Source organism: Streptomyces sp. NPDC091281 (assembly GCF_044757425.1).
Lineage (GTDB): Bacteria > Actinomycetota > Actinomycetes > Streptomycetales > Streptomycetaceae > Streptomyces.
On the sequence record NZ_JBIVUY010000005.1, the window covers coordinates 354,256 to 378,783 of the forward strand.

Genomic DNA, 24,528 nt, shown 5'->3' on the forward strand with positions numbered 1-24,528 from the left:
GTGGAGCACCGTTCGCGGAGGTCCCTGACGCCGGGCGCCGCGGGGGTGCGCCGCAGCGCGTCGGCCCGCCAGGGGTGTACGCGGGGAGCACGGTGTCCTCGCGGCGGGCGTCCTCGATCCGGCGGCTGCCGCGGTGTCCGCCGCGGGTCAGTGGCGGACCGTGATGACGATCTTGCCGACCTGGGTGTTGGACTCCATGTAGCGGTGGGCCTCGACGATCTCCGTCAGGTCGAAGGTCCTGTCGATGACGGGGCGCAGCGTGCCGAGAGCCAGGCCGGTGTGGACGAAGGCGACGCCGCGGGCCAGTCGTTCGGGGTCGGTGGTGACCTCGAACAGCGTGTAGGTACGGGTGGTCAGGGCCGGGAAGCTGCGGGCGTTGGGCAGCGGGGTCAGGCGGGTGTCCAGAGCGCCGTAGACGATCAGGCGGCCCCCGGGAGCCACGGCCCGGGCGATGGTCTCGACGCCGGGTCCGGCGACCGGGTCGAGGGCCAGGCCGACGCCGACGCCACCGGTGATCTCCTTCACGCGGGCAGGCAGGTCCTCGTCCTCGGTGACGACGACGTGGGCGGCGCCTTGGTCCAGCAGGGGCTGCTTCTTGTCGGCGGTACGGGTGGTGGCGATGGGCACGGCGCCCAGGTGGCGGGCCGTCTGGACGGCGGCCAGGCCGACGCTGGAGGACGCGGCGGTGATCAGGACGTGGTCCCCGGGGCGTACGCGGCCGTCCTCGGCAAGAGCACCGTACGCGGTCAGGTAGGCCATCCATACGGCGGCGGCGGTCGTGGGGTCGAGGCTGCCGGGCCGGGGCACGACGGCGGCGGCGGGGACCAGGATGTGGTCCCCGTAGGTGCCGTAGCCGGTCATCAGGAACGCCGGCACCACCCCGACCGGGTCCCCGGGCCGGAACCCGGACACGTCCGGGCCCACGGCTTCGACCACCCCGGCGGCCTCGTATCCCAGGCCGGAGCGCGGGAACTCCGGCTGGTAGCCGTAGACGCCCTCTCGGAACATGACCTCCGCCCGGTTCAGTCCGATCGCGTCGACACGGATGCGCAGTTCGCCGGGACCGGGATCGCCGACGTGCACCTCCCGCAACGTGAGGACCTCGGGTCCGCCGACCTGGTCGAACTGCACGCCCTGGGCCATGGTGAGTGCTCCTTGCCTACCTGATTGCTTACTTACGGCGATGCGGTGGTTCGGTGACGCGGTGGTTCGGTGACGCGGTGGTTTCGGTGAAGCGGAGGTCCGCCGGTGTGCCGGTGTGGCATCGATCGGCCTTCGGCGGGCGCGGCGGGCCGCCGGCCGGGGCAGGGGTGGACGCGGCTGGGGTCCGGGGAGGTGAAGCCGACGGCCGCACGACGGGGTCGGCGGTCGCGTTCGGTCGGCCGCCGGGCGCAGCCGGGACGGCGAGGGTGGGTGCCGCGGGGCGGATCGGCGGGCACCGCCCTCGGCCGGGTGGGTCCGGGGCGACTGCCGGGCGTTCGCGCGGCGCGGTCCGTGTGGCTGATGTCTGGTGGCTGGTGGCCGGACGGGGTGCGGCAACGGCGTGGCGGAGCCGGTCAGCGGTGCGTGTGCGCCTGTCCTCGGGTGCCGGGGCTCCTCAGGTCACGGTCGGGGCGGGTCGGGTCGGTAGTCGCCCTGCCCTCCGCGCGCGGGGTGAGGCGGGGTCAGGCCACTCGTGTCTGCTGTCGGTAACCGCCCGGAGCCAGTCCGAACTCACGTTTGAAGGCCTTGGCGAACGCGAACTCCGAGCCGTACCCGGTGCGTGCCGCGACCTTGGTCAGCGGGACGTCGGACTCGCGCAGCAGCTGTGCGGCGGTGGTCATGCGCCAACGCGTCAGGTAGGCCATCGGCGGCTCGCCGACGAGGGTGCTGAAGCGGCGGGCGAAGGCCGCGCGGGACAGGCCGGACGAACCGGCCAACGACTCGACGGTCCACGGCGCCGCGGGGTCCCGGTGGATCGCGTCCAGGGCGGGGGCCACCGCGGTGTCCCGCAGGGCGGCGGCCCAGCCCCGCGCGGCGTCCGCGGGCTGGTCGTCCAGCCAGGCGCGCAGGATGTAGAGCAGCAGCGAGTCGATCAGCGCCTGCATGATGCCGTCGGAACCGATCCGCGGGTTGTCCAGCTCGGCGCCCAGCAGCGTCACGGTGGAGCTGAGTTCGGGGTGGCGGCCGTGCCGCGCGGGCAGATGGATGATCTCCGGCAGCCGCTGGACCAGCGGATGCGGCCGGCCGCGGTCCAGGTGGTAGTTGCCGCACAGCAGGCTGGTGGGCGGGCCGTCGCCGCCCACCACGAGCGAGCCGACGGGAGAGCCGCCGTGGACCGTCTCGCTCGTGGCGGGGTCCAGCGCCGGTGTGGAGGGCTGGTCGGCGAGGACGACGCTGGCCCCGTCGCGCACGAAGACCACGTCGCCGGGACCCAGCGGAATCGGCGCGACGCCGCCGGGCGGCACCAGCCAGCACGTCCCGTGCAGCACCACATGGAACCCGGCCCCCGCGACCGGCGGCAGCCGCAGCCCCCAGGGAGCCCGGCCGACCGTACGGCACGACGCCGGGCTGCCGGTGCGCATGGAGGCCAACGCCTCGGTGAGGATGTCCATCCCCGCTCCCTTCTCTTCTCGGGTGACTGCGGTGCCGGCCGCCGCCCGACGCGGGGCGGCCGACGGGATGCGTTCAGAGCGTCAGGACGATCTTGCCCTGTACGGTGCCCGACTCGATCAGCTCGTGGGCCTTCGGGGCGTCGGCGAGGGAGAAGGTCTGCTGCACATGCGGGCGGATCCGACCGGCGTCCACGAGCTGGGCGATGGCCTCCAGCGCGGCGTAGTCCGGCTCCACGGTGACCCCGGCGAAGCGGTACCCGGCCGCCGTGACCGCCGCGGCGAGGGCGGCGTCGCCCTGCTGACGCAGGCTCACCAGGACGCCCCCGGGCCGCAGCGGGCCCAGCGCCCGGGTGCCCTGGGCGGTGGAGTCCAGGACCACATCCACGTCCCGGACCGCTTCGGAGACATCGGCGGTCCGGTAGTCGATCACCTGGTCCGCCCCCAGGGAGCGGACGAAGTCGTGCCGGGGCGCACTGGCGAGCGCCGTCACCCGCGCACCGCGCGCCTTCGCGATCTGCACCGCCAGATGACCGACCCCGCCGGAGGCACGGTGGACCAGCACGTGGTCCCCCGCCGAGACACCCGCCGCGTCCACCAGCCCCTGCCAGGCCGTGAGCGCGGCCAGCGGCAGTGCGGCGGCGTGCACATGGTCCAGCGTGGCGGGCTTGCGCGCCACCTGCCGTCCGGGCACCGCGACGTACTCCGCGTACCCCGTCGCGGCCCGCGGGAAGAAGGGCATCCCGTACACCTCGTCACCGACCGCGAAACGCGCTCCGGCACCCACCTCCTCGACAATGCCGGAGATGTCCCAGCCGACCCCGAACGGCGGCTCACCCAGCAGCCGGTAACCGCCCGACCGCACGGACGCGTCGACCGGGTTCACCGCGCTCGCGACAACCCGGACCAGCACCTCGGCACTCAGGAGACGGGGACGTTCGACCTCGACGACCTCAAGGACCTCCGGCGCACCGAAGGACTTCTGGACAATAGCTCTCATCACGATCTTCCCTGCCGTTCCGATGGGGCACCCTCAACGTACGGAGATCCGACGAGCGGATGAATGGCCCACAGTCCACCCCACATGTCCGAACGTCTCGCCCCACCACCCGCACACCACAACACCCACCCACGGCCGGGATCCGGCCGGGCACTGCGCCCGCTCATTCCGCGCTGGTCACGGTGTCTTCAGCAGACCGGCGAGCACCTGCAGCCGACGGGCGTCCAGGCTGCCGTCCGGGACGGTGCAGACCATGAGCGCGGGACCGGCGTTCCCTGGCATCGGGTAGGCGTCCCAGTCCAGGTTCAGTTCGCCCACCAAGGGGTGGTTGAGGCGCATGTGGCCGCGCGTGGGGCGCATCACGTCGTGGAGGGCCCACAGGGCGGCGAACTCGTCGCTCCGGAGCGCGAGGTCACCCACGAGTTCGACCGCGCGCGGGTGCCGCGGATCAGCGGCGACCTGCGTGCGCAGCATCCCGATCAGATCCGCCACGGTGGCCGCCCGGTCCGGGCACGCCCGCTCGGCCTCGGGCCGCAGGAACAGCGCCAGCAGGTTCCGTTCCCTCTGCGCCAGCCGGGAGAAGTCTCCGAGCAGGGCGCCCCCGAGCGGATTCCAGGCCAGCACGTCCAGGAAACGGCCGACGACCAACGCGGGCGACGTCATGCCGTGCAGCAGCCGCAGCGTGGTGTCGGGCACCTCTTCCGGTCCGTACGCATGGGCCACGGGGGCCGGGTGACGGGCGGCGGCGGCGAGACCGTGCAGGTGCCGCGTCTCGTCGGCGGAGAAGTCGAGGGCACGCGCGAGAGCGTCCAGAACCTGTTCCGAGGGCCGGACGTCGCGTCCCTGCTCCATGCGCTGGTAGTAGTCCGGGCTCACCCCGGCCAGCAGCGCCAGCTCCTCCCGCCTCAGCCCGGCGACACGCCTCCGCGGCCCCGGCTCCAGGCCGATGTCCTGCGGTCGCAGCCGGGTACGGCGCGTGCGCAGGAAGTCCGCGAGTTCGCGCCGGGGATCGTCGCTCATGGCGTGGGAGGCTCCGGTCACACCGCCAGTATGCCGCCGGCGCGAGCCGCGAGGGTGGGTCCGCCAGACCCAGGAAAAGGAGAACGACCGCGCCGCCCCGTGCCGGAGCCACGATCGAAGACACCACAGCCACCACGGAAGGACAGCGCCATGAAGGCCGCGCAGATCATGAGTTTCGGTACGGCGGACGTACTGCGGATCAATGAAGTGGATCGCCCCGTTCCACGGACCGGTGAGGTGCTGGTGTCGGTCGAGGCGTCCAGTGTCAACGGCCACGATGTGATCGTCCGCTCGGGAGGGCTGAAGATGGTGTCGGGGCGCCGGTTCCCGATCGGTACGGGGCTGGACTTCGCGGGCACCGTCGCGGCGACCGGCGCCGACGCCGCGGGCTACCGGGTGGGCGACCGGGTGTGGGGCACGGTCCACCCCCGCAAGAAGCACTCCGTCGCGGGGGCCGCCGAGTACGTCGTGGTGCCCGCGTACCGCATCGCGCTCGCCCCGGCGGACCTCTCGGCCGTGGAGGCGGCCTCCTTGGTGGTCGGGGGTTCCACGGCACTGATCGCCCTGCGTGACAGCGTACGCATGGTGAGTGGCGACCGGGTCCTGGTCCGGGGCGCGGCCGGCGGAGTGGGCACGGCGGCCGTGCAGCTGGCGCACGCCATGGGCGGCCAGGTGACCGCGCTGGCCCGAGACCGCCACGCCGAGCTCCTCACCGGACTCGGCGCCGACGAAGTCCTGGACTACGGCTCCACCACGCCGGACCGGACCGGGCCGTTCGACATCATCGTCGACACGGTCGGCTCGGAGCTGAACTCCTACCGCAGCCGGCTGGCCAGAGGCGGCCGGATGGTCACCGTGGCACTCTCCCCTTCCAGCATGGCCGCCATCGCCGCGTCGAGTGTCCACGGGGCCCGACGTATCCGCGCCTTCAGCGCCGACCCCGAGACGCGTCTGCTGCACGAGGTGGCCGACTTCGTCGCCTCAGGGCTGCTGCGCCCCGTGGTGGACAGCGTCTACCCCCTCGCGGGCATCGCCGCCGCGCACCAGGCGTTCGAACGGGGCGGTGTCGCGGGCAAGCAGGTGGTGACGGTACCGCGCGGCTCCGCCTGACGCCGACACGCCGTGGCTCCGCGCACGACGGGACAGCGGGGGCGCGCCGGGGTGCGCCGGGCCGAAGACGAACACCGGCCGACGCGGACGGACGACCCCGGAGGGCACGGGTGAGCTGCCGGACCTGGCGCAGCAGGCCGCTGCGGAGAGCAGCCGCCGCGGCGGCGCCGGGCGGGCACACACCCGGCGGGCGGCGGCTGCCCCGCCGTGCGGCACGCCACCCCGACCGGGCCCTGCCGCGGCCGAGACGGCGGCCGGGAACAGCGGGATCGTGGTCCTGGCCGGCGGTTCACCGACGGGGAGGACCCGGGTCTGCCGGGAGGCCGTCCAGCCGCTCGCCGGACAGAGGTGGCGACTGTGGCACCCTGACGACCCGACGCGAAACACCGCCGAGCGCTCTCGCGCTCGCCTCTGGGCCCACCGTCGGACCTGCGCGGGAGACGATCCAGCTCACAGGCCGAAGGATGCTCCCGTGTCCATCCGGACCAACTCTCCGAGCTCGTGCCCGACTGGCGTCATCGCTCCCCCGCGAGGTCGAGATCACCCCTGCTCGTCCCGGACGCGTCCTCAACACTCCGTGAGCGCGACCAGTGCCGCGTGATCGGCCCCGACACCGCCCGCCACCACGCCTCCACCGGCAGCTTGCCGCCCGGCTCGAACGGCTCGCCCGGACGCGGGAGTGCCACGGCCTGACCGGCTTCCTCGGCGGCGTCCTTGGTCCACTCGCCCGGCTCGGCCCACGGGTGGGTGGCGAGGTTGAAGGTGCCCCAGTGGATCGGCATGAGGACGCCCGCGGGCGCGCCGCCCTGGAGGTCGAGGTGGGCGCGGACGCCCTCCGCCGGGGTCATGTGGATGTCGGGCCAGAAGGTCGAGTAGGCGCCGATCTGGATCATCGTGGCGTCGAACGGGCCGTACGTCGCGCCGATGTCCTGGAAGCCGTCGAAGTAGCCGGTGTCGCCGCTGTGGTAGACGCGGTGGCGCTCGCCCGCGACGGACCAGGACGCCCACAGGGTGTGCTGCGTGTTGCGCAGGCCGCGGCCGCAGAAGTGGCGGGCCGGGGTGGCGGTGAGGGTGAGGCCGCCGACGCGGGTGTCCTCGTGCCAGTCCAGCTCGCGCACCCGGTCGGCGGGGACGCCCCAGCGCTCCAGGTGGGCGCCGACGCCGAGCGGGACGGCGAAGACGGTGTCGGTGCCGGCCAGCTCCTTGATCGTGGGCAGGTCGAGGTGGTCGTAGTGGTCGTGGGAGATGACGATCACGTCGACGGGGCCGAGCGCGGCCAGTGGCAGCGGGGCGGGGTGCAGGCGCTTGGGGCCCGCGAAGGGGAACGGGGAGCAGCGCTGTCCCCAGACCGGGTCGAACAGCACCCGCTGCCCGTCGATCTCGGCGAGCACGCTGGAGTGGCCCATCCAGGTCAGCCGCAGGCCCGTGGCGGGCGGCGCCACGATGTCGGCGAGGGTGGTGGGGTGCACCGGGATCGTGCCCGAGGGGGCGCGCAGCGGGCGGGTGTCCTTGTCGAAGAACGTCTTGGCGAACTCGACCGCGGAGCCCGACGGGCGGGTCCGGGCGGTGCCGCCCGGGTTCTGGAACACCCCGTCCTTGAAGTGGGGCGACCTGCGGATGCGCGCCATGCGCTCCCCGCTCGGGTCCGCGCCGAAGGCCTCGGGCCGCAGAGCGCGGAGCCCGGTGCGCTGGGAACGGAAACCGGACACGGTACCTCCAGGTGGACTCGCTAGGGGTTCCCATTATGGTCGGCCCGGATGACAACGTCGGACCATGCCGCCCACCTGGTCTCTCCCGGCGGCGCGCGGCCCCCGCGTTGACAGGTCGCCGCACCCTCCCGATACTGACCGACTGTTCAGTAAAGGTTCCGGCGAGGAGTCCGCATGGCCACCCCCCAGTCCGCCCCCGCGCCTGCCATCCGGCCCGCCGCTCCGCCCGTCGCGTCTGCCCCCGGGCCCGCTCCCCTGGTCTCCCTCACCTGGACCGACGACGTCACGGGCCGCCGTGGCTTCCTCGTCGTGGACCGGCTGGTGCGCGGGGTGTGCAGCGGCGGCCTGCGGATGCGCGCGGGCTGCACGCTGGACGAGGTGACGGGCCTGGCCCGCGGCATGAGCCTCAAGGAGGCCCTGCACTACGACCCGGCGGCGCGCTACGTCCCCCTCGGCGGCGCGAAGGGCGGCATCGACTGCGACCCCCGGGACCCGGAGGCGTACGGCCTGCTGGTGCGGTTCCTGCGGGCGGTCCGGCCGTACGTGGCGGCCTGCTGGACCACCGGTGAGGACCTGGGGCTGACCCAGGACCTGGTGGACCGGGCCGCCGCAGAGGCGGGGCTGGTCTCCTCGATCCAGGCGGTGTATCCGCTGCTGGACGACGAGGCGGCGGCCCGCGCCCGCCTGGCGGACGCCTTCGCCGTCGAGGTGGACGGCATCGGCCTGGACGAGCTGGTGGGCGGCTGCGGGGTCGCGGAGTCCGTGCTGACCGCGCTCGACCGGGAGGGGACGGCGTACGCGGGCACGCGCGTCGCGTTCCAGGGGCTCGGCACGATGGGCGGGGCGACGGCCCGCTTCCTGGCGCGGGCGGGGCTGAGCGTGGTGGCCGTCGCCGACGTCAAGGGCACGATCGCCAACCCGGCGGGCCTGGACGTGGAGGCGCTGCTGGCCGCCCGCGACGGGCACGGCACCGTCGACCGGTCGGCGCTGCGGCCCGGCGACCGCGAACTCCCCGGCGACGCCTGGCTGTCGGCGGAGGCGGAGGTGCTGGTCCCGGCGGCGGTGTCGTACGCGATCGGCGTCGACGAGCAGGCGCGGATCACCGCTCGCTGGATCGCGGAGGCGGCCAACATGCCGGTCCTGCCGGAGGCGGAGGCCCTTCTGCACGCCCGCGGGGTACGGGTGTTGCCCGATGTCGTCGTCAACTCCGGTACCAACGCCTGGTGGTGGTGGACGCTCTTCGGCGACATCGGCGCGGACGCGCAGGAGGCGTTCGCGCACACGCGCCGGTCGATGCGGACCCTGGTGGAGCGGGTGCTCGCGGACGCGGACCGCGACGGGACGACCCCGCGGCGGGCGGCCCACGCGCTGGCCGGGCACCGGCTGCCGGTGATCACGGAGCGGTTCGGGCAGTACCGCTGACGACGCCGGGCGCCGCTGTCGGTGTCGACTCGGGGCCGCCTCCTCGGACGGTGTCGGCGCAGGTCCGGGGCCCTGTGCCGGTGCCCGGTGCGCGGGCGGACGCGTGCGGGGGCCGTGTGTAGGGTGACCGCGTGGCGAGGGTGCGGATGAGCGTGGCGGAGCGGCGGGAGGACCTGCTGCGGGCCGCCGTCGAGCAGATCGAGGCGCGGGGCGTGGCGGCGGTCAGGATCGCCGACGTGGCCGCCGTGCTCGGCGTGAGCAACGCCCTCGTGCTGTACCACTTCGCCACGAAGGAGAAGCTGGTCGCGGCGGCGTTCGCGTACGCCGCCGAGGGCGATCTGGCCCGGCTGCGCAAGCTGCTCGGCCGCCGCACCACGGCGCTGCGCCGTCTGCGGTCGGCGGTGCGCTGGTACGCGCCCACCGGCCAGGCCAAGGGCTGGCGGCTGTGGATCGAGGGCTGGGCGGTGTCGCTGCGCGAGCCCGCGCTGCGCGAGGTGGCCCGCGACCTCGACCGGCAGTGGAAGGCCGCGCTCACGGGCGTGATCGCCGACGGTGTCGCGGCGGGCGAGTTCCGCTGCCCCGACCCCTCCGGCACGGCCCTGCGCCTGACCGCCCTGCTCGACGGCCTCGCGGTCCAGCTGACGGCCTACGACGGCGCCGTGTCCCGGACGCGGGCGCAGCAGTGGGTGGACGAGGCCCTGACCCGCGAACTCGGCCTGCCGCAACGGGCGGAGAGCACCGAACCCGTGCAGACGTCCGACGGAGCCGACGCGGACTGAGGCGGGCTGACGCGGGCAGCCCGCCCACTGTGCCCCACGATCACCCCCTCCCCCCCAGCGCACCCTCAGTCCAGCTCGTACACCGCCGTGACCGTCGCCGTGGCCCGGACGGTGCCCGGCTCCAGCGGTACCCCGCCGAACGCGGCGCCGGACAGGTCGGCCGCCGCGGCGACGGGTCGCGGGGCGGCGTAGGCGTCCTCGCTGAGGGAGACCAGGCGGCCTAGCCGGTGGCCCGTGAGCCGGGCGTACTGGAGGGCCTTCGTCCGCGCGTCCTCGACGGCGCTCTCACGGGCGCGGGCCCGCAGCGGCGCCGGGTCGGCGACGTCGAAGGCGACGGAGTGGACGCGGCCCGCCTCCCCGGTCGCGTCGGCGACGGCGCGCAGCAGGGCCCCGGTCGCGGCCACTTCGCGGACCCGTACCGAGAAGCTCTGCGCGGCCTGGTAGCCCGTCAGGCGGGCGGTGCCGTCGCTGTGGTCGTGGACCGGGAGGAGGGAGACGCTCTCGGTACGGACGTCCTGGTCGGCCACGCCCTGGGCGCGGACGGCGGCGAGCAGGGCGGTCGCGGCGGCGCTCTGGGCGTCGAGGGCGGCCTGCGGGGTGCGGCCGGCCGTCTCGACCCCGGCGCCGACGACCGCGAGATCGGCGTCGGCGCTGACCACGCCCTCACCGGTCACGGTCACGGTGGCGGGAGCGGGGGCGGCACCGGAGACCGCAGCCCCCGGCTGCTCGCCGGGCGCGGCGAAGGCAGGCAGTGCGGGGCCGAGGAGGGCCAGCGCGACGAGGGGCGCCACGACGGCCACCCGGCGGGCGCGGACCCGTGCGGCGCGGGACGACGGGGACGGGATCGTGAACGTACGGGGCATGGCGCTCCGGTCCTTCCGGGGGCGGGCGGCGGCTGCCGTCATCCCAGCAGCCGCACCCGCCCCCGGCGGCACACCACTCCCGCACCCTCACCTCACTGGTGGAGCCCGTCCGGGTCACCGGCCCCCTCGGACCGCGGACCCCGTCCGCTCACTGCACGGCTCACCGCCCTGCTCAGGCCACCCGGGCGATCCGCTCCTTGATGGCGTCCGGGGAGAGCGTGCCCTTGGCGGTCACGTGGTCGCCGGACGACTCCCCGCGCAGCCGCCGCCCGATCCACGGCACCAGGTACTCGCGCGCCCAGTGCACGTCGTCGCGGCGGATCTCCAGGGTGCCGCGCGGCGGGAGCAGCGGCCACGGCTGCTCGGGGTCGGCGGGCACGTCCAGGCCGAGGGTCTGCCCGGCGCGCAGGGCCACGCGCGTGTGCCCCTCGGGGCCGAGGTGGAGCCGGTCGCCGTCCCAGGCCCGCCGGTCCTGCACGGACCTGAGCGACCAGAGGTCGAGCACCGGGCAGCCGTACCGGTCGGCGATGGCGCGCACATGCCCGTTGTACGTGGCGATCTTGCCGCGCAGATGCTTCAGGACGGGGACGCCGCGGGTGTCGAACCCGGTCGTCACGAGGACGGTCCCGGCCGCCGAGGCGAGGGCCGCGACGGCCCGTTCGAAGCGTTCGGCGACCTCGTCGGGGTCGGTGCCGGGGCGGAGGATGTCGTTGCCGCCCGCGCAGAGGGAGACCAGGTCGGGCGCGAGCGCGACCGCGCCGGGAAGCTGGTCCGCCACGATCTGGTCGAGCAGTTTGCCGCGGACGGCGAGGTTGACGTAACGGAAGTCGCCCTCGGGCCTGCGGTCCGCGAGCAGGACCGCGAAACGGTCGGCCCAGCCGACGAACGCGCCGTCGGGGCCGGGGTCGCCGACGCCTTCGGTGAAGCTGTCCCCCAGCGCCACGTACGACCCGATCGGTGATCTCTTGTCGTTCTTCGAATCGTCTGCCACAACGGTTCATGATTCACCTTTGAATGTGACTTACGCGACCGTAGGCAGGGGTTGACGGGCGGTGAGATAAGCCACTCCTAAAGAGTTTCCCAATCAGGGAATAAGGGATCTTCCCCGGAACGGCGCCACAGGGCTGCGGCGGAATGGCGGAACGGCGTCGCGGAACACACCGAAGGCCGGGCCCCCTGGATGAGGGTCCGGCCTTCGGTGTGCGTGTCAGGTGTGGCTCGGGGTGCGGCGGTGTCAGCCGACCGAGACGCCGTGCGAGCGGAGGTAGGCGACCGGGTCGATGTCGGAGCCGTAGTCCGGGGTGGTGCGGATCTCGAAGTGCAGGTGCGGGCCGGTCACGTTGCCGGTGGCGCCCGAGAGGCCGACCTGCTGTCCGGCGGTGACGGTCTGGCCGCCGGAGACGGAGAGCGAGGACAGGTGGGCGTACTGGGCGTAGCGGCCGTCGGCGAGGCGGATGACGACCTGGTTGCCGTAGGCGCCGCCCCAGCCGGCCGAGACGACGGTGCCCGCGCCGACGGCCTTGAGGGAGGTGCCGGTCGGGACGACGAAGTCGACACCGGTGTGGTAGCCGCTGGACCACATGCTCCCGGACATCCGGTACGGGGTGCCGACGGCGGCCCCGGCGACGGGGGCGCTGAAGCCGCTCGCGTTCGAGGTGTCGGCGGCCTGGGAGGCGGAGCCGTCGGAGGAGCCGGAGGCCTTCGAGGAGCCCGCGGAGGACGAGGAGTCCGAAGACTTCGCGGAGTTGGACGACTGTGAGGACTTCTTCGAAGCGGACGAATCCGACTTCTTCGACGAATCACGCGGAGCCGACGGCGCCTTGGAGGCCTCCGTGGCGCCCGCCGGGGCCTTCTTGCCGATCGACAGCTTCAGGCCGGGGTGGATGAGCGACGGGTCGGCGCCGACGGCCTCGCGGTTGTCCGCGTAGAGGCGGGTCCAGCCGCCGCTGACGTGCTGCTCGTCGGCGATCTTCGAGAGGTAGTCGCCGGGGCGCACGGTGTACGTCGTGGCGGCCTTGGCGCCGTCGGCGGACGTCCGTGCGACGGGGGCGGCCTGGACGCTCTGCGCGGCGTGGGAGACGGCCTGGGCGGCGGGCGCCTCGGACGGCGCGGCCTGCGCTCCGCCGGCGCCCATCAGGGGGAGGGCCAGCGCGGCGCCGCCGGTTCCGGCGGCGGCGATCGAGCGGGTGAAGAACTGGGACTTGGGACGGCGGTGCTTACCCTTGGCGGGCATGGCGAATTCCTCTCCGGCGCCTGCGAGGTGAGCTGTCGGGTGCGGACTGGAGATGTCCGGCCGCGCGGGGACGCGGCTTTACCCCGAGCCGTTCCGGGAACCGGAACAGGCGTTACTACCTGTGGGTCCCCCGCTCCTGCCGTGTACGGGTGAGTGGGTGCGGAATCCGGGCGGCGGCAGGATTGGGCGTCCGTCCGGATGGGTCAGGAACGTAAGCGACCAAGACGCACGGGAACAAGCAGAGGTTGCGCTTCCGGTGCATTTCCCTTGATCCCCTTCCGGAATTCACGGTCACCCTGTGTCGACCGGGAGACGTCGCGGGCGGGGAACACCCGCGGAAATCAGGCGTATTACGTGAACATGACGCGCGACATACGGTCACGGATGAGACGCTGCTCACGTGACACCTCTCCAGGTCGCCCTATTCCAGGCCGAGTTGGAACGAAGAAGCCAATCGAGCCAATTCGACTAATTCCATCAATTCGGGCAGACATCCCAGATGTCACCTCACCGCACATCCAACCCAAGGGGGCCATCGGGGGAGGTGTCCGACAGCGGCCGGTGTTCCGGGCTCCTCCGGTTCGGCCGCCCCCGTGTCGTATGGTCGTGACGCAGTGGTCATGAACGTGATCACGAGAGTGGTCACGCAGGTGTTCCGGCGGCCGTCACGAGCCGCGTCGGCCGGAACCACGACCGGGAGGAGCCCCCGTGACGCAGCAGGTCCCGTCGACCGAGCCCGAGCTGGCCGCCGTACGCAACTTCCGGGACGTGGGCGGCCTGCCGACCACCGACGGACGGCGCGTGCGGCACGGCGTGCTGTTCCGCAGCGGCCACCTCGCGCACGCCACCGCCGAGGACGCGGCGTTCCTGTCCTCCCTGGGCCTGCACACCGTCTTCGACTTCCGCAACGCCGCGGACCAGAAGCTGGAGGGCCCCGACGTCGAGCTGCCGGGCACACGGAACGTCAACCTGCCGCTCTCCGACCCGGCGGACGGCGCCGAGTTCTGGAAGATGGTCCGCGACGGCGACCTCGCGCAGCTGCGGGAGATCCTGGGCGACGGCAAGGGCGCGGACCGGATGATCCAGTCCTACCGGGCGATCGTCCGGGAGCGCACCGCCGAGCACTCGCGGGTGCTGCACGCGCTCGCCGAGGACAGCGTGCCCGCGCTGATGCACTGCGCGGCGGGCAAGGACCGGGCGGGCCTGTCGATCGCGGTGACCCTGCTGGCGCTCGGCGTGGAGCGCGAGGCCATCGTCGCCGACTACCTGGAGTCCAACGCCAAGCACCGCCGCTACCGGGTGCACCGCAGCGGCAGCTCGGCCGAGGCGTTCTCCCCCGAGGTGATGGACCTGCTCGCCCCGCTCTTCGACGCCCGCGCCGCGTACCTCACGGCCGCCTTCGACACGATCGAGGAGACCTGGGGCGACGTCGACACCTACCTGGAGCGGGGTCTCGGCCTGTCCCCGCGGACCCGGGAGCGGCTGCGCGAGCGCCTGCTCGACTGATCCGCGCCCGACCCGGCGACGCCCGCCCGACGGGCACCCGACGTCCCGAGGCGGGCCTACTTCTTGGCGCCCACCTCGAACAGCAGCCACAGGAACCCGGCGAAGACGTGGCCGACGGCGATGTAGATGATCAGCCTGATCCACAGGCTGCGGGGGAACTTCTCCTCGATGTCGGTCACGGCGTCTCTCCATGGGTGGGGCCGAGGCACAGGGTGGCCGTCGGGCTCTGCAACAGGGTGTGGACGAAGAGGAGTTCGACGCCGTCGGGGTCCTGGGCGGCGATACGGTGCGGGGTCAGCGAGTCGAAGTGCGCGCTGTCCCCGGGGCCGAGCACGTGCGCGGTGTCGCCGAGGCGCAGCAGGAGCCGTCCGCGCAGGACGTGCAGCCACTCCTCGCCGGGGTGGACCCGCACGATGTCGCCCTGCGAGCCGTGCGGCACCTGCACCCGCAGTGCCTGCATGCCCCGCCCGGAGGCCCCGGCCTGCCAGTACGTCCAGCCGCCCGCGTGGGTCGGCTCCATGTCGGCGGCGCGGACCACGGCGTCCCGGTCGGCGACCGACTCGCCGAGCAGCTCCGAGACGGTCGTACCGTAGGTACGGGCGAGCGCGAGCAGCATCGGCAGCGAGGGCTGGCGCTGCCCGGTCTCCAGCCGGGACAGGTGGGCCGGGGACAGCCCGGCGGTCCGGGCCGCGGCCTCCAGGGTGAGGGCGGCACGCCGCCGGAGGGAGCGCAGTTGCGGCGCGACGGCCGGGAGGTCACCGCCGGGCTCGGGCCCGGACGGCGGGGCGGGGTGGCTCATGACCCCATTCAGCCCCACCTTTGCCTCTGCGGCAAATTTCTTGCCTCTGAGACAAAGAAGCAGGGAAGGGGGGCTCGGTCGGGTCGCCTAGCGGTTGGCCACCGCCTGCTTCACGAGGGTCCTGCCGAAGTCCCAGACGAGTCCGCCGCCGTCGTGGGCGTCGTCCATCACCGCGGTGAAGGCGTCCACAAACCGGTCCACCTCCCGCTCCCCCACGATCAGCGGCGGGATCAGCTTGATGACCTCCAGGTGGTCGCCGGAGACCTGGGTCAGAATCCGGTGCCGCTGGAGCAGGGGGACGACCACCATCTGGGCGAACAGGCCCTTGCGGGCGGCCTGGAGCATGGTCCAGCGTCCGCGCAGCTTGAGCGAGCGGGGCCTGCCGAACTCGATGCCGATCATCAGGCCCCGGCCGCGGACGTCGGCGAGCATCTCGTAGCGGTCGGTGAGGGCGGCGAGGCGGGTGCGGAGCAGGTCGCCGGTGGCGCGGGCGTGGGCGACGGTCTGCTCGTTCTCCATGACCGCCAGCACGGCCAGACCGGCCGCCATGGCCTGGGCGTTGGAGCCGAAGCTCGCGGAGTGCACCAGCACCCGGTCCATCGAGGAGTAGACCTTCTTGAAGATCCAGTCCTTGCCGAGGGTGGCCCCGACCGGGACGTAGCCGCCGGAGAGCGCCTTCGCCACGCAGACCAGGTCGGGTTCGACGCCCTCCTCGTGCTGGTAGGCGTAGAAGTCACCGGTGCGGCCCAGACCGGTCTGCACCTCGTCCGCGATCAGCAGGGCCTTGTGGCGCCGCAACAGTTCCTGCGCGGACCGCAGATAGCCGGGCGGCGCCTCGTGCACACCCTTGCCCTGGATGGGCTCCACGATCAGCGCGGCCACGTCGCCCTTCTTCAACTCCCTTGCCAGCGCGTCGAGATCGCCGAGCGGTACGGCGGTGTCGGGCAGCAGGGGCGCGAACCCGTCGCGGAAGCCGCCCTCGCCGTTGACGGAGAGGGAGCCGGTGGTGAGGCCGTGGAAGGCGTGGTCGCAGTACAGGACCCTGGGCCTGCCGGTCGCGTAGCGGGCGAACTTGAGGGCGGTCTCGACGGCCTCGGTGCCGCTGTTGCCGAAGAACACCCGGTCCAGGTGGGGGCTGTGGGCGAGCAGCCGCTCCGCGAGCAGGCCGGGCAGCGGCTGGCAGTCGAAGCGGGTGAGGTCGGCGAGGGAGGCGTCGAGGACGTCGTGCAGCGCCTTGCGGACCACGGGGTGGTGACGGCCGAGGCCCATCACCCCGAACCCGGCGAGCATGTCGAGGTAGTCGTTGCCGTCGGCGTCCCAGAAGTAGGCGCCCTCGCCGCGCTCGTAGACCTTGTCGAAGCCGATCGTGTGGAGCATGCGCGGGAGTTGGTGGTTGAGGTGGCGGCTGTGCAGCTCGTAGCGTTCGGCGCCGCGCGCGGCGAGCAGCGCCCCGAGGTCGAACTCCCCGGCCTGCGCGGCGGCGGACGCGGATTCCGCGGTGGTCATTCCTGTGACTCCTTGACTGCCTGTGACTCGCTGACGGCCCGCTCGTCCCGTACGGCGAGGCCCGCGCCGACGCGTCCGGCGATCTCGACCGGGGTGAGGCCGATGTCCGCGAGGACCTCGGCGCGTTTGGCGTGGGCGAGGAACTGCTCCGGAATCCCGAACCGCTGCACGGGCACGTCGACGTCGGCGTCGGAGAGAGCCAGCGCGACCGCCGAACCGACCCCTGCCGCACGGCTGTTGTCCTCCACGACGGCCACCAGCCGGTGTCCGGCGGCCAGTTCGGTCAGTGCCGGGTCGACGGGCTTGACCCAGCGGGGGTCCACGACCGTGCAGGGCACCCCCCGCGCGCGGAGCAGGTCGGCCGCCTGGAGGCAGACGGACGCCATGACGCCGACGGCGACCAGCAGCACCCCGGCCCCGGACCCGGCACCCTCGTCCCGGTGCAGGACGTCGACGCCGCCGACCCGGTCGACCGCCGGGACGAGGGGGCCCACCGACTCCTTGGGGAAGCGGACCAGGGTCGGCGCGTCGTCCACCGCGACGGCCTCGCGGAGCTGGGCGCGCAGCTGGTCGGCGTCGCGCGGGGCGGCGATCCTGAGGCCGGGCACGACCTGGAGGATCGACAGGTCCCACATGCCGTTGTGGGAGGCGCCGTCGACACCCGTCACCCCGGCCCGGTCGAGGACGAAGGTGACCCCGCAGCGGTGCAGGGCCACGTCCATCAGCAGCTGGTCGAAGGCGCGGTTGAGGAAGGTGGCGTAGACGGCGACGACGGGGTGCAGGCCGCCGGTGGCGAGACCGGCCGCCGACACGGCCGCGTGCTGCTCGGCGATGCCGACGTCCCACACCCGGTCCGGGAAGCGCTCGGCGAACCGACCGAGGCCCACCGGGTGGAGCATGGCGGCGGTGATCGCGACGACGTCCTCGCGCTCCTCGCCGATACGGACGATCTCCTCGCCGAACACGGAGGTCCAGGACGGCGCGCCCGCCGGGGCGAGCGGGGCGCAGGTCAGCGGGTCCATCACGCCGACGGTGTGGAAGTGGTCCTCCTCGTGGGCGAGGGCGGGCTCGTAGCCGCGGCCCTTCTCGGTGAGGCAGTGCACCAGCACCGGGCCGTGGAAGCGCTTGGCGCGGCGCAGCGCCGACTCGACGGCCTTGATGTCGTGGCCGTCGATCGGGCCGACGTACTTGAGGCCGAGGTCCTCGAACATGCCCTGCGGGGCGAAGGCGTCCTTGAAGCCCTTCTTCGCGCCGTGCAGGGACTCGTAGACGGTGCCGCCGACGACGGGGGTGCGCAGCAGGACGCCCTTGCCCCAGGCGAGGACCTTCTCGTAGCCGTCGGTGGTGCGCAGGGTGGCGAGGTGGTTGGCGAGGCCGCCGATGGTCGGGGCGTAGGAGCGCTCGTTGTCGTTGACGACGACGATCAGCGGCCGGTCCTTGGCGGCGGCGATGTTGTTCAGCGCCTCCCAGGCCATGCCGCCGGTGAGCGCTCCGTCCCCGATCACGGCGACGACGTGGCCGCGCTCGCCGCGGACCTGGCGGGCCTTGGCGAGGCCGTCGGCCCAGCCGAGGGCGGTGGAGGCGTGGCTGTTCTCGATGACGTCGTGCTCGGACTCCTCACGCGAGGGGTAGCCGGAGAGGCCGCCCTTGCCGCGCAGCTTGGAGAAGTCCTGACGGCCCGTCAGCAGCTTGTGCACATAGCTCTGGTGGCCGGTGTCCCACAGGATGCGGTCGGTGGGTGACTCGAAGACGCGGTGCAGGGCGACGGTCAGTTCCACCACGCCCAGGTTGGGGCCGAGGTGTCCGCCGGTCCTGGCGACCGCGTGCACCAGGAACTCCCTGATCTCCTCGGACAGTTCGCCGAGTTCCGTCTCCGACAGCGCCTTCAGGTCACGCGGCTGCCGGATGTTCTCCAGGATCGACACGCTCGGGCCCCCTCTCGGTCCCTGCTGCTCAACTCACGGTGACGGCCGGCTCCCCCGGGGCGGCGCCGTCCTGCTCCATCTGCGCGGCGATCCTCATCGCCTCGTCGATCAGGGTCTCCACGATCTTGGACTCGGGGACGGTCTTGACGACCTCGCCCTTGACGAAGATCTGGCCCTTGCCGTTGCCGGAGGCGACGCCGAGGTCGGCCTCGCGGGCCTCGCCGGGGCCGTTGACGACACAGCCCATGACGGCGACCCGCAGCGGCACCTCCATGCCCTCCAGACCGGCGGTGACCTCGTCGGCGAGCTTGTAGACGTCGACCTGGGCCCGGCCGCAGGAGGGGCAGGAGACGATCTCCAGGTGCCGTTCGCGCAGGCCCAGCGACTGGAGGATCTGGATGCCGACCTTGACCTCCTCGGCGGGCGGGGCGCTGAGCGACACCCGGATGGTGTCGCCGATGCCCTGCGCGAGCAGCGCGCCGAAGGCGACCGCCGACTTGATCGTGCCCTGGAAGGCGGGCCCGGCCTCCGTGACCCCCAGGTGGAGGGGGTAGTCGCAGGCCGCGGCGAGCTGCCGGTACGCCTCGACCATGACGACGGGGTCGTTGTGCTTGACGGAGATCTTGATGTCGCGGAAGTCGTGCTCCTCGAAGAGGGACGCCTCCCACAGCGCCGACTCCACCAGCGCCTCGGGGGTGGCCCTGCCGTACTTCTGGAGGAGGCGGCGGTCGAGGGAGCCCGCGTTGACGCCGATGCGGATCGGGGTGCCGTGCTCCCGTGCCGCCTTGGCGATCTCCTTGACCTTGTCGTCGAACTGCTTGATGTTGCCCGGATTGACGCGGACCGCCGCGCAGCCCGCCTCGATCGCGGCGAACACGTACTTCGGCTGGAAGTGGATGTCCGCGATCACCGGGATCTGCGACTTGCGGGCGATGGTCGCGAGGGCGTCCGCGTCGTCCTGCGTGGGGCAGGCGACGCGGACGATCTGGCAGCCGGACGCGGTCAGTTCGGCGATCTGCTGGAGAGTGGCGCCGATGTCGGAGGTGCGGGTCGTCGTCATCGACTGCACCGATACCGGGGCCCCGCCGCCGACCGCCACCGGCCCGACCTGGATACGCCGCGACATGCGGCGCTCCGCGATCGGACGGGCCGGGACCTCGGGGACGCCGAGGGAGACGGCGGTCACCGCGTCACCCCCGGTTCCCGGGCGAGGCCGTCTCGCGCATCGCGCGCAGCGACTCCTTGAGCGAGCCCATGGTGGCGAGGACGGCGGTCGGCTCGTAGCCGCAGTGCGCCATGCAGTTGGCGCAGCGCGGGTCCTTGCCGCGGCCGTACTGGTCCCAGTCGGTCTTCTCGATGAGTTCGCGGTACGTCGGGACGTAGCCGTCGCTCATCAGGTAGCAGGGCTTCTGCCAGCCGAACAGGGAGTAGTTGGGGATTGCCCAGGCCGTGCACGGGAAGTCGACCTTGCCCTCCAGGAAGTCCAGGAAGAGCGGGGAGTGGTTGAGCCGCCACCGGCGCCGGTTGCCGCCGGAGAACGCCTTCTTGAACAGTTCGCGGGTCTGCTCGACGCCGAGGAAGTGCTCCTGGTCGGGGGCCTTCTCGTAGGCGTAGGCGGGCGAGATCATCATCTCGTCGACCTTGAGGTCGTCGTTGAGGAAGTTGAGGACCTCGACGATGGTCTGCGGGGTGTCGGTGTTGAAGAAGGTCGAGTTGGTGGTGACGCGGAAGCCGCGGGACTTGGCCTCCTTGATCGCCGCGACGGCCTCGTCGAAGACGCCTTCCTTGGCGACCGACTCGTCGTGCCGCTCGCGCAGGCCGTCGATGTGCACGGCGAAGGCGAAGTAGGGCGAGGGCGTGAACTTGTCGAGCTTCTTGCGCAGCAGCATGGCGTTGGTGCAGAGGAAGACGTACTTCTTCTTCGCGACCAACTGGCGGACGATCTCGTCGATCTGAGGGTGCATCAGCGGTTCGCCGCCGGCGATGGAGACCATCGGGGCGCCGGACTCCAGGACCGCGCCGACGGCCTGGGCGACCGGCATGCGCTGCTTGAGCACCCCCGCCGGGTGCTGGATCTTGCCGCAGCCCTCGCACTTGAGGTTGCAGGCGAACAACGGCTCCAGCTCCACGATCAGCGGGAACTTGTCCCGCTTGCGGAGCTTCTGTTCAGCCAGGTACGTAGCGACTTTGATGGACTGGCGCAGCGGCATGGCCATCTGGCTCACCTCCGGGGGAGCAGCACGTTGCGGTGCCATTCGAAGAATGCAGGCAGGACGGAACGAAGGACACGGAAAGCCGATATTCCACCGCGTACCGTGCCGATCCGGACGAGTTCATGTTCAGGAGCGTCCACGACCACCCGGACGGCCGCAACCGGGCGCGTCCCCGCGCGGACGGCGCTCAGCAGCGTGGCCGCCGACTCCATGTCGACGGCGATCGCGCCGGTGGCGAGCAGGTCGGACCGCTCCGGACCGCGGACCACGTGGTCGGAGCCGGTCAGCGGGCCGGTGTGGACGGTGCGCCCGGGAAGGGTGCGCACGAGTTCCTTGACGAGCAGTTCGGTGTTCACGCACGGCACGGTGCCGAGCGGGTCGCGGGTCTCCTCGGCGACGACCAGGTCGCCGGGGTGCATTCCGGGGGCCAGGCCCGCGCAGAAGCCGGTGGCGAGGACGGCGGCGCCCGAGAGGACCGGGTCGGTGAGGACCCGGCTCACGGAGCGTTCGGCCGCCTTCGGCCCCATGCCGGTGCGCAGGACGGTGACCGGCCCGCCCGCGCCGCCGCGCTCGCCCATGCGCAGGGCGAGGTGCTCGATGCCGAGCGCGCAGGCGATCAGCAGCGGGGCGGGGGCGGGCCGCGGGGTCATCTACTTTCCCTTCGCCTCGGCGGGGACGGGGGTCAGCGCGGCGAAGGGGTCGCCGTGCACGTACCGGCCGAGCGCGGTCAGCGGGAAGACCTGCCGGTAGAGGTGGTAGTTGATGGAGAAGTCCCAGGGGAAGCCGGTGCCGGTGAACTCCGGCTCGTCCCAGGAGCCGTCCTCGCGCTGGGTGCGCACCAGCCAGGCCACCCCGCGCGCGACCGCCGGGGAGTCCTGCTCACCGGCGGCGAGCAGCGCCATCAGCGCCCACGCGGTCTGGGAGGCGGTGGAGGCGCCCCGGCCGCTCCAGCGCGCCGGGTCGTCGTAGGAGCGCAGGTCCTCGCCCCAGCCGCCGTCGTCGTTCTGGACCCGCTCCAGCCAGGAGACCGCGCGGCGGATCGCGGGGTGCCGGGCGGGCAGGCCCGCGGCGGTGAGGGCGGGCACCACCGAGCCGGTGCCGTAGACGTAGTTGACGCCCCAGCGGCCGAACCACGAGCCGTCCGGCTCCTGTTCGGCGAGGAGCCAGTCGATGCCGCGCCGGGTGCGCGGGTCGTGGGCCAGGCCCTCGACGGCGAGCATCTCCACGACGTGCGCGGTGACGTCGGCGGACGGCGGGTCGATGACCTCGCCGAAGTCGCAGAACGGCAGCCGGTTGGGGAAGGGGCTGGTGTTGTCGACGTCGAAGGCGCCCCAGGCGCCGTTCCTGGACTGCATGCCGAGGTTCCAGCGCACCCCGCGCCCGATCGCCCGCTCCATCCGCTCCGGGTCGTGGTGGCGGACCCGGCGCAGCGCGAGAACGACCTCTGCGGTGTCGTCGATGTCGGGGTAGTTGTCGTTGTGGAACTCGAACGCCCATCCGCCGGGCGGGAGTTGGGGACGCCGTACGGACCAGTCGCCGGGGCGCACGATCTGCTCGCCGAGCATCCAGTCGGCCGCCTTGACCAGTTGGGGGTGGTCGGCCGGCACCCCCGCGTCGGCCAGCGCGATCGTGGCCAGGCAGGTGTCCCAGACCGGGGACTGGCAGGCCTCGACCATGCGGGCGCCGTCCTCGCGCCACACCGCGTACCGGTCGAGGGACTCCAGGCCCGCGCGCATCACGGGGTGCTGGAGGTCGTAGCCGAGGAGGTGCAGGGCGATGACCGAGTAGACGGCCGGGGGCTGGATGCCGCCCCAGCAGCCGTCGTTCTCCTGCCGTTCGACGATCCAGCGGGCGGCGGTGTTCAGCGCGGCGGCGCGCAGTCTTCGTACGGCGACCGTCCGGTAGCCGCGGACCACCTTGTCCAGCCGCTGGAACAGGCCGTCCCAGGTGTGCAGCGGGGCCAGCGGCCGGGGCGGGTTGGGGCGGGCCGGGTCGGTGTGCAGCTCGTCCAGCGGGAACGGCGCGGGCCGGACCGGGCGGGTGGCGGAGACGACGGTGAGCGGCACGATCGTCTGGCGGGCCCAGCAGCCGAAGTTGTAGATGCTGAGCGGGAACCACTTGGGGAAGTACAGGAGTTCCGGGGGGAGTTCCGGCAGGTCCTCCCACTTCCACCAGCCGAACAGCGCCAGCCAGATCCGGGTGAAGACCCGCGCCGAGGCGATGCCGCCCCGCTCGCGGACCCAGGCGGAGGCCCGTGCCATGTGCGGCGCGTCGGGCGCGTCCCCGGCGAGCCGCAGCGCCACGTACGCCTCGACGGTGGCCGAGAGGTCGCCCGGCCCGCCGTGGAAGGTGGCCCAGGTGCCGTCCTCGCGCTGCTCGCCGCGGATGAAGAGGGCGGCGGCGCGGGTGGTGGCCTCGTCGCGGATGCCGAGGAACTGGCGGAGCAGCAGGTCCTCGGCGTCCATGGAGACGTTGGTCTCCAGGTCGCCCTTCCACCAGCCCTCCGCGTCCTGCCGGGCGAGCAGGAAGTCGGTGGCGCGCCGCATCGCGTGCGCGGCGGCTTCTGGTCCCCCGGCCGCCACGGGGATGTCGAGGTGGGTTTCGCTGGCCGCGGCAGTACGGGGCGGGAGGGCCCCGGTGCTTCCGTCGGTCGTCGCTGTCATGGCTTCCCCTTCGTGCAGTGTGCATCCGTTGCGTCTGCTTGGGTCCGCCGTCGGCCGGTGCGTCTCTTCCCGCGACACCGGCCGGCGACTACGCGAGGGCTATTCGACCGATAGTGATCATCTCTTTCGTACGACGACGAAGTCGGCGAGCGCCGTGAACCGGTCCCGGACCTGCTCGGGCATGTCGACGGCGTCCAGGGCTTCGATGGCGACGGTGTGCTGACGGCGGGCCTCGGCGGCGGTCCACTCCCGCCCGCCGGCCTGCTCGATGAGGGCGGCGCGGGCGGCGAACTCCTCCTCGGAGAAGGTGGCGAAGTCGCTGCTCTTGGCGTCGGCGGCGAGGATCTCGCCCAGCTGCTCGGAGGCGGCTCCCCCGGCGGCGAGGGCGGCGACGACGGGGAGGGACTTCTTGCGCTGGCGCAGGTCGCTCCAGGTCTGCTTGCCGGTGGAGACGGGGTCGCCCCAGATGCCGAGGAGGTCGTCCACGGCCTGGAAGGCGAGTCCGAGGTGGTAGCCGTACCGTTCCAGCGTGTCGGCGGTGCGCTCGTCGGCGCCGCCGAGCACCGCGCCGATGGAGCTGGCGCAGGCCAGCAGGGCGCCGGTCTTGTTGCCCTCCATCTCCAGGCACTCCTCGACGCTGACGCGGTCGCGGTGCTCGTAGGAGATGTCCTGCGCCTGGCCGTCGATGAGGGCGCGGGTGGCGGCGGTGAGGCGGCGGGTGGCGCGGCCCGCCTCGACGGTGCCGAGTTCCAGCAGGACCTCGTTGGCGAGGGCGAAGAGGGCGTCGCCGACCAGGATGGCCTGGGCGGGGCCGTGCACCTTCCAGACGGTGTCGCGGTGGCGGCGCTGCTCGTCGCCGTCCATCAGGTCGTCGTGCAGCAGGGAGAAGTTGTGCACCAGCTCGACGGCGACCGCGCCGGGCACGCCGACCTCGGGGGCCGCGCCGGTGACCTCGGCGGAGAGCACCGCGAGGGCGGGCCGGACGGCCTTGCCGCCGTCGCCGTCGGTGGGGTTGCCGTGGGCGTCGATCCAGCCGAAGTGGTAGGCGGAGACGGTGTCCATGGGGGGCGCCAGCCGGTCCACGGCCGCCCGCAGCACCGGCGTGGCTAGGGTCCGGCCGCGCTCCAGGAGCGCGGTCACGTCCACCGCGGTCTCTCGACTCGCCGGCGGGGCCGGGGGCACAGGGGGC

The 24,528-nt window shown here is 73.0% G+C and carries 21 protein-coding genes and 1 riboswitch; of the genes, 4 read left to right on the forward strand and 17 right to left on the reverse strand.

Annotated features, from left to right (window positions below; translation table 11 throughout):
* Positions 1-147: 147 nt before the first annotated feature.
* The 4 genes from ACIQPQ_RS16080 to ACIQPQ_RS16095 all read right to left on the reverse strand — a co-directional run bounded on the left by ACIQPQ_RS16080 (position 148) and on the right by ACIQPQ_RS16095 (position 4,611).
* Complete coding sequence (locus ACIQPQ_RS16080) at positions 148-1,143, reverse strand: zinc-dependent alcohol dehydrogenase family protein (protein ID WP_401304165.1); 996 nt, start codon at positions 1,141-1,143, stop codon at positions 148-150.
* 521 nt (positions 1,144-1,664) lie between these two features.
* A complete protein-coding gene (locus ACIQPQ_RS16085) occupies positions 1,665-2,594 on the reverse strand; it encodes an AraC family transcriptional regulator (protein WP_401304168.1) in 930 nt (309 codons plus the stop codon).
* A 73-nt stretch (positions 2,595-2,667) separates the two neighbouring features.
* Positions 2,668-3,591, reverse strand: a complete 924-nt coding sequence (locus tag ACIQPQ_RS16090; protein ID WP_401304171.1) for an NADP-dependent oxidoreductase — start codon at positions 3,589-3,591, stop codon at positions 2,668-2,670.
* 177 nt (positions 3,592-3,768) lie between these two features.
* The gene (locus tag ACIQPQ_RS16095; RefSeq protein ID WP_401304172.1) at positions 3,769-4,611 is read right to left on the reverse strand and encodes a helix-turn-helix transcriptional regulator; all 843 of its coding nucleotides are present in this window, start codon (positions 4,609-4,611) and stop codon (positions 3,769-3,771) included.
* A 150-nt stretch (positions 4,612-4,761) separates the two neighbouring features.
* Between ACIQPQ_RS16095 and ACIQPQ_RS16100 the strand changes: the two genes are divergently transcribed.
* The gene (locus tag ACIQPQ_RS16100) at positions 4,762-5,721 is read left to right on the forward strand and encodes an NAD(P)-dependent alcohol dehydrogenase (RefSeq protein ID WP_401304175.1); all 960 of its coding nucleotides are present in this window, start codon (positions 4,762-4,764) and stop codon (positions 5,719-5,721) included.
* Between the two features lie 515 nt (positions 5,722-6,236).
* Here the strand turns inward: ACIQPQ_RS16100 and ACIQPQ_RS16105 are convergent.
* Entirely contained in the window at positions 6,237-7,430 is a 1,194-nt protein-coding gene (locus ACIQPQ_RS16105) for an MBL fold metallo-hydrolase (RefSeq protein WP_401304177.1), read from the reverse strand.
* Positions 7,431-7,604: 174 nt separating this feature from the next.
* Between ACIQPQ_RS16105 and ACIQPQ_RS16110 the strand changes: the two genes are divergently transcribed.
* Together ACIQPQ_RS16110 and ACIQPQ_RS16115 are read left to right on the forward strand one after the other, a co-directional pair.
* On the forward strand, positions 7,605-8,852 hold the full coding sequence (locus tag ACIQPQ_RS16110) for a Glu/Leu/Phe/Val dehydrogenase dimerization domain-containing protein (RefSeq protein WP_401304180.1): 1,248 nt from the start codon (positions 7,605-7,607) through the stop codon (positions 8,850-8,852).
* A gap of 131 nt (positions 8,853-8,983) precedes the next feature.
* Positions 8,984-9,631 (forward strand): TetR/AcrR family transcriptional regulator, encoded by a 648-nt coding sequence (locus ACIQPQ_RS16115; RefSeq protein ID WP_401304182.1) that lies wholly within the window; start codon positions 8,984-8,986, stop codon positions 9,629-9,631.
* Between the two features lie 65 nt (positions 9,632-9,696).
* On the opposite strand, the gene ACIQPQ_RS16120 is transcribed toward ACIQPQ_RS16115, so the two are convergent.
* The 3 genes from ACIQPQ_RS16120 to ACIQPQ_RS16130 form a co-directional block, all read right to left on the reverse strand.
* Complete coding sequence (locus ACIQPQ_RS16120; RefSeq protein WP_401304185.1) at positions 9,697-10,494, reverse strand: SIMPL domain-containing protein; 798 nt, start codon at positions 10,492-10,494, stop codon at positions 9,697-9,699.
* A 172-nt stretch (positions 10,495-10,666) separates the two neighbouring features.
* Complete coding sequence (locus ACIQPQ_RS16125) at positions 10,667-11,485, reverse strand: SGNH/GDSL hydrolase family protein (RefSeq protein ID WP_401304188.1); 819 nt, start codon at positions 11,483-11,485, stop codon at positions 10,667-10,669.
* Positions 11,486-11,728: 243 nt separating this feature from the next.
* Positions 11,729-12,727: a peptidoglycan DD-metalloendopeptidase family protein gene (locus ACIQPQ_RS16130; RefSeq protein ID WP_401304190.1), complete on the reverse strand. Its 999-nt coding sequence runs from the start codon at positions 12,725-12,727 to the stop codon at positions 11,729-11,731.
* 4 nt (positions 12,728-12,731) lie between these two features.
* Positions 12,732-12,897, reverse strand: a riboswitch (cyclic di-AMP (ydaO/yuaA leader).
* Positions 12,898-13,435: 538 nt separating this feature from the next.
* Here ACIQPQ_RS16130 and ACIQPQ_RS16135 point away from each other — a divergent pair.
* Entirely contained in the window at positions 13,436-14,233 is a 798-nt protein-coding gene (locus tag ACIQPQ_RS16135) for a tyrosine-protein phosphatase (protein ID WP_401304193.1), read from the forward strand.
* A 56-nt stretch (positions 14,234-14,289) separates the two neighbouring features.
* Here ACIQPQ_RS16135 and ACIQPQ_RS16140 read toward each other — a convergent pair whose 3' ends face one another.
* The 9 genes from ACIQPQ_RS16140 to ACIQPQ_RS16180 all read right to left on the reverse strand — a co-directional run bounded on the left by ACIQPQ_RS16140 (position 14,290) and on the right by ACIQPQ_RS16180 (position 24,521).
* Positions 14,290-14,412 (reverse strand): DUF6126 family protein, encoded by a 123-nt coding sequence (locus ACIQPQ_RS16140; RefSeq protein WP_383766643.1) that lies wholly within the window; start codon positions 14,410-14,412, stop codon positions 14,290-14,292.
* Positions 14,409-15,032 (reverse strand): helix-turn-helix domain-containing protein, encoded by a 624-nt coding sequence (locus ACIQPQ_RS16145; protein ID WP_401304196.1) that lies wholly within the window; start codon positions 15,030-15,032, stop codon positions 14,409-14,411. The genes ACIQPQ_RS16140 and ACIQPQ_RS16145 overlap by 4 nt, the downstream gene beginning before the upstream one ends.
* Positions 15,033-15,119: 87 nt before the next feature.
* Positions 15,120-16,538, reverse strand: a complete 1,419-nt coding sequence (locus ACIQPQ_RS16150; protein WP_401304199.1) for an aspartate aminotransferase family protein — start codon at positions 16,536-16,538, stop codon at positions 15,120-15,122.
* Positions 16,535-18,463, reverse strand: coding sequence for a 1-deoxy-D-xylulose-5-phosphate synthase (gene dxs, locus ACIQPQ_RS16155; protein WP_401304202.1), 1,929 nt, complete (start codon positions 18,461-18,463; stop codon positions 16,535-16,537). Before dxs ends, ACIQPQ_RS16150 begins: the two co-directional genes overlap by 4 nt.
* A gap of 28 nt (positions 18,464-18,491) precedes the next feature.
* On the reverse strand, positions 18,492-19,649 hold the full coding sequence (gene ispG / locus ACIQPQ_RS16160) for a flavodoxin-dependent (E)-4-hydroxy-3-methylbut-2-enyl-diphosphate synthase (RefSeq protein ID WP_401304205.1): 1,158 nt from the start codon (positions 19,647-19,649) through the stop codon (positions 18,492-18,494).
* Between the two features lie 4 nt (positions 19,650-19,653).
* Positions 19,654-20,679 (reverse strand): adenosyl-hopene transferase HpnH, encoded by a 1,026-nt coding sequence (hpnH, locus tag ACIQPQ_RS16165; RefSeq protein ID WP_401304207.1) that lies wholly within the window; start codon positions 20,677-20,679, stop codon positions 19,654-19,656.
* A 5-nt stretch (positions 20,680-20,684) separates the two neighbouring features.
* Entirely contained in the window at positions 20,685-21,326 is a 642-nt protein-coding gene (locus ACIQPQ_RS16170) for a 1-hydroxy-2-methyl-2-butenyl 4-diphosphate reductase (RefSeq protein WP_383766662.1), read from the reverse strand.
* The gene (shc, locus tag ACIQPQ_RS16175; RefSeq protein ID WP_401304211.1) at positions 21,327-23,339 is read right to left on the reverse strand and encodes a squalene--hopene cyclase; all 2,013 of its coding nucleotides are present in this window, start codon (positions 23,337-23,339) and stop codon (positions 21,327-21,329) included.
* 117 nt (positions 23,340-23,456) lie between these two features.
* The gene (locus tag ACIQPQ_RS16180; protein ID WP_401304537.1) at positions 23,457-24,521 is read right to left on the reverse strand and encodes a polyprenyl synthetase family protein; all 1,065 of its coding nucleotides are present in this window, start codon (positions 24,519-24,521) and stop codon (positions 23,457-23,459) included.
* Positions 24,522-24,528 lie beyond the last annotated feature (7 nt).

Excerpts from the sequence above, each read along its gene's own strand:
- shc (WP_401304211.1), bottom strand. The coding sequence starts at position 23,339 with ATGACAGCGACGACCGACGGAAGCACCGGGGCCCTCCCGCCCCGTACT.
- ACIQPQ_RS16120 (WP_401304185.1), bottom strand. The coding sequence starts at position 10,494 with ATGCCCCGTACGTTCACGATCCCGTCCCCGTCGTCCCGCGCCGCACGG.
- ACIQPQ_RS16095 (WP_401304172.1), bottom strand. The coding sequence starts at position 4,611 with ATGAGCGACGATCCCCGGCGCGAACTCGCGGACTTCCTGCGCACGCGC.
- ACIQPQ_RS16150 (WP_401304199.1), bottom strand. The coding sequence starts at position 16,538 with ATGACCACCGCGGAATCCGCGTCCGCCGCCGCGCAGGCCGGGGAGTTC.
- hpnH (WP_401304207.1), bottom strand. The coding sequence starts at position 20,679 with ATGGCCATGCCGCTGCGCCAGTCCATCAAAGTCGCTACGTACCTGGCT.
- ACIQPQ_RS16080 (WP_401304165.1), bottom strand. The coding sequence starts at position 1,143 with ATGGCCCAGGGCGTGCAGTTCGACCAGGTCGGCGGACCCGAGGTCCTC.
- ACIQPQ_RS16110 (WP_401304180.1), top strand. The coding sequence starts at position 7,605 with ATGGCCACCCCCCAGTCCGCCCCCGCGCCTGCCATCCGGCCCGCCGCT.
- ACIQPQ_RS16085 (WP_401304168.1), bottom strand. The coding sequence starts at position 2,594 with ATGGACATCCTCACCGAGGCGTTGGCCTCCATGCGCACCGGCAGCCCG.
- ACIQPQ_RS16090 (WP_401304171.1), bottom strand. The coding sequence starts at position 3,591 with ATGAGAGCTATTGTCCAGAAGTCCTTCGGTGCGCCGGAGGTCCTTGAG.
- ACIQPQ_RS16130 (WP_401304190.1), bottom strand. The coding sequence starts at position 12,727 with ATGCCCGCCAAGGGTAAGCACCGCCGTCCCAAGTCCCAGTTCTTCACC.
- ACIQPQ_RS16145 (WP_401304196.1), bottom strand. The coding sequence starts at position 15,032 with ATGAGCCACCCCGCCCCGCCGTCCGGGCCCGAGCCCGGCGGTGACCTC.
- ACIQPQ_RS16170 (WP_383766662.1), bottom strand. The coding sequence starts at position 21,326 with ATGACCCCGCGGCCCGCCCCCGCCCCGCTGCTGATCGCCTGCGCGCTC.
- ACIQPQ_RS16100 (WP_401304175.1), top strand. The coding sequence starts at position 4,762 with ATGAAGGCCGCGCAGATCATGAGTTTCGGTACGGCGGACGTACTGCGG.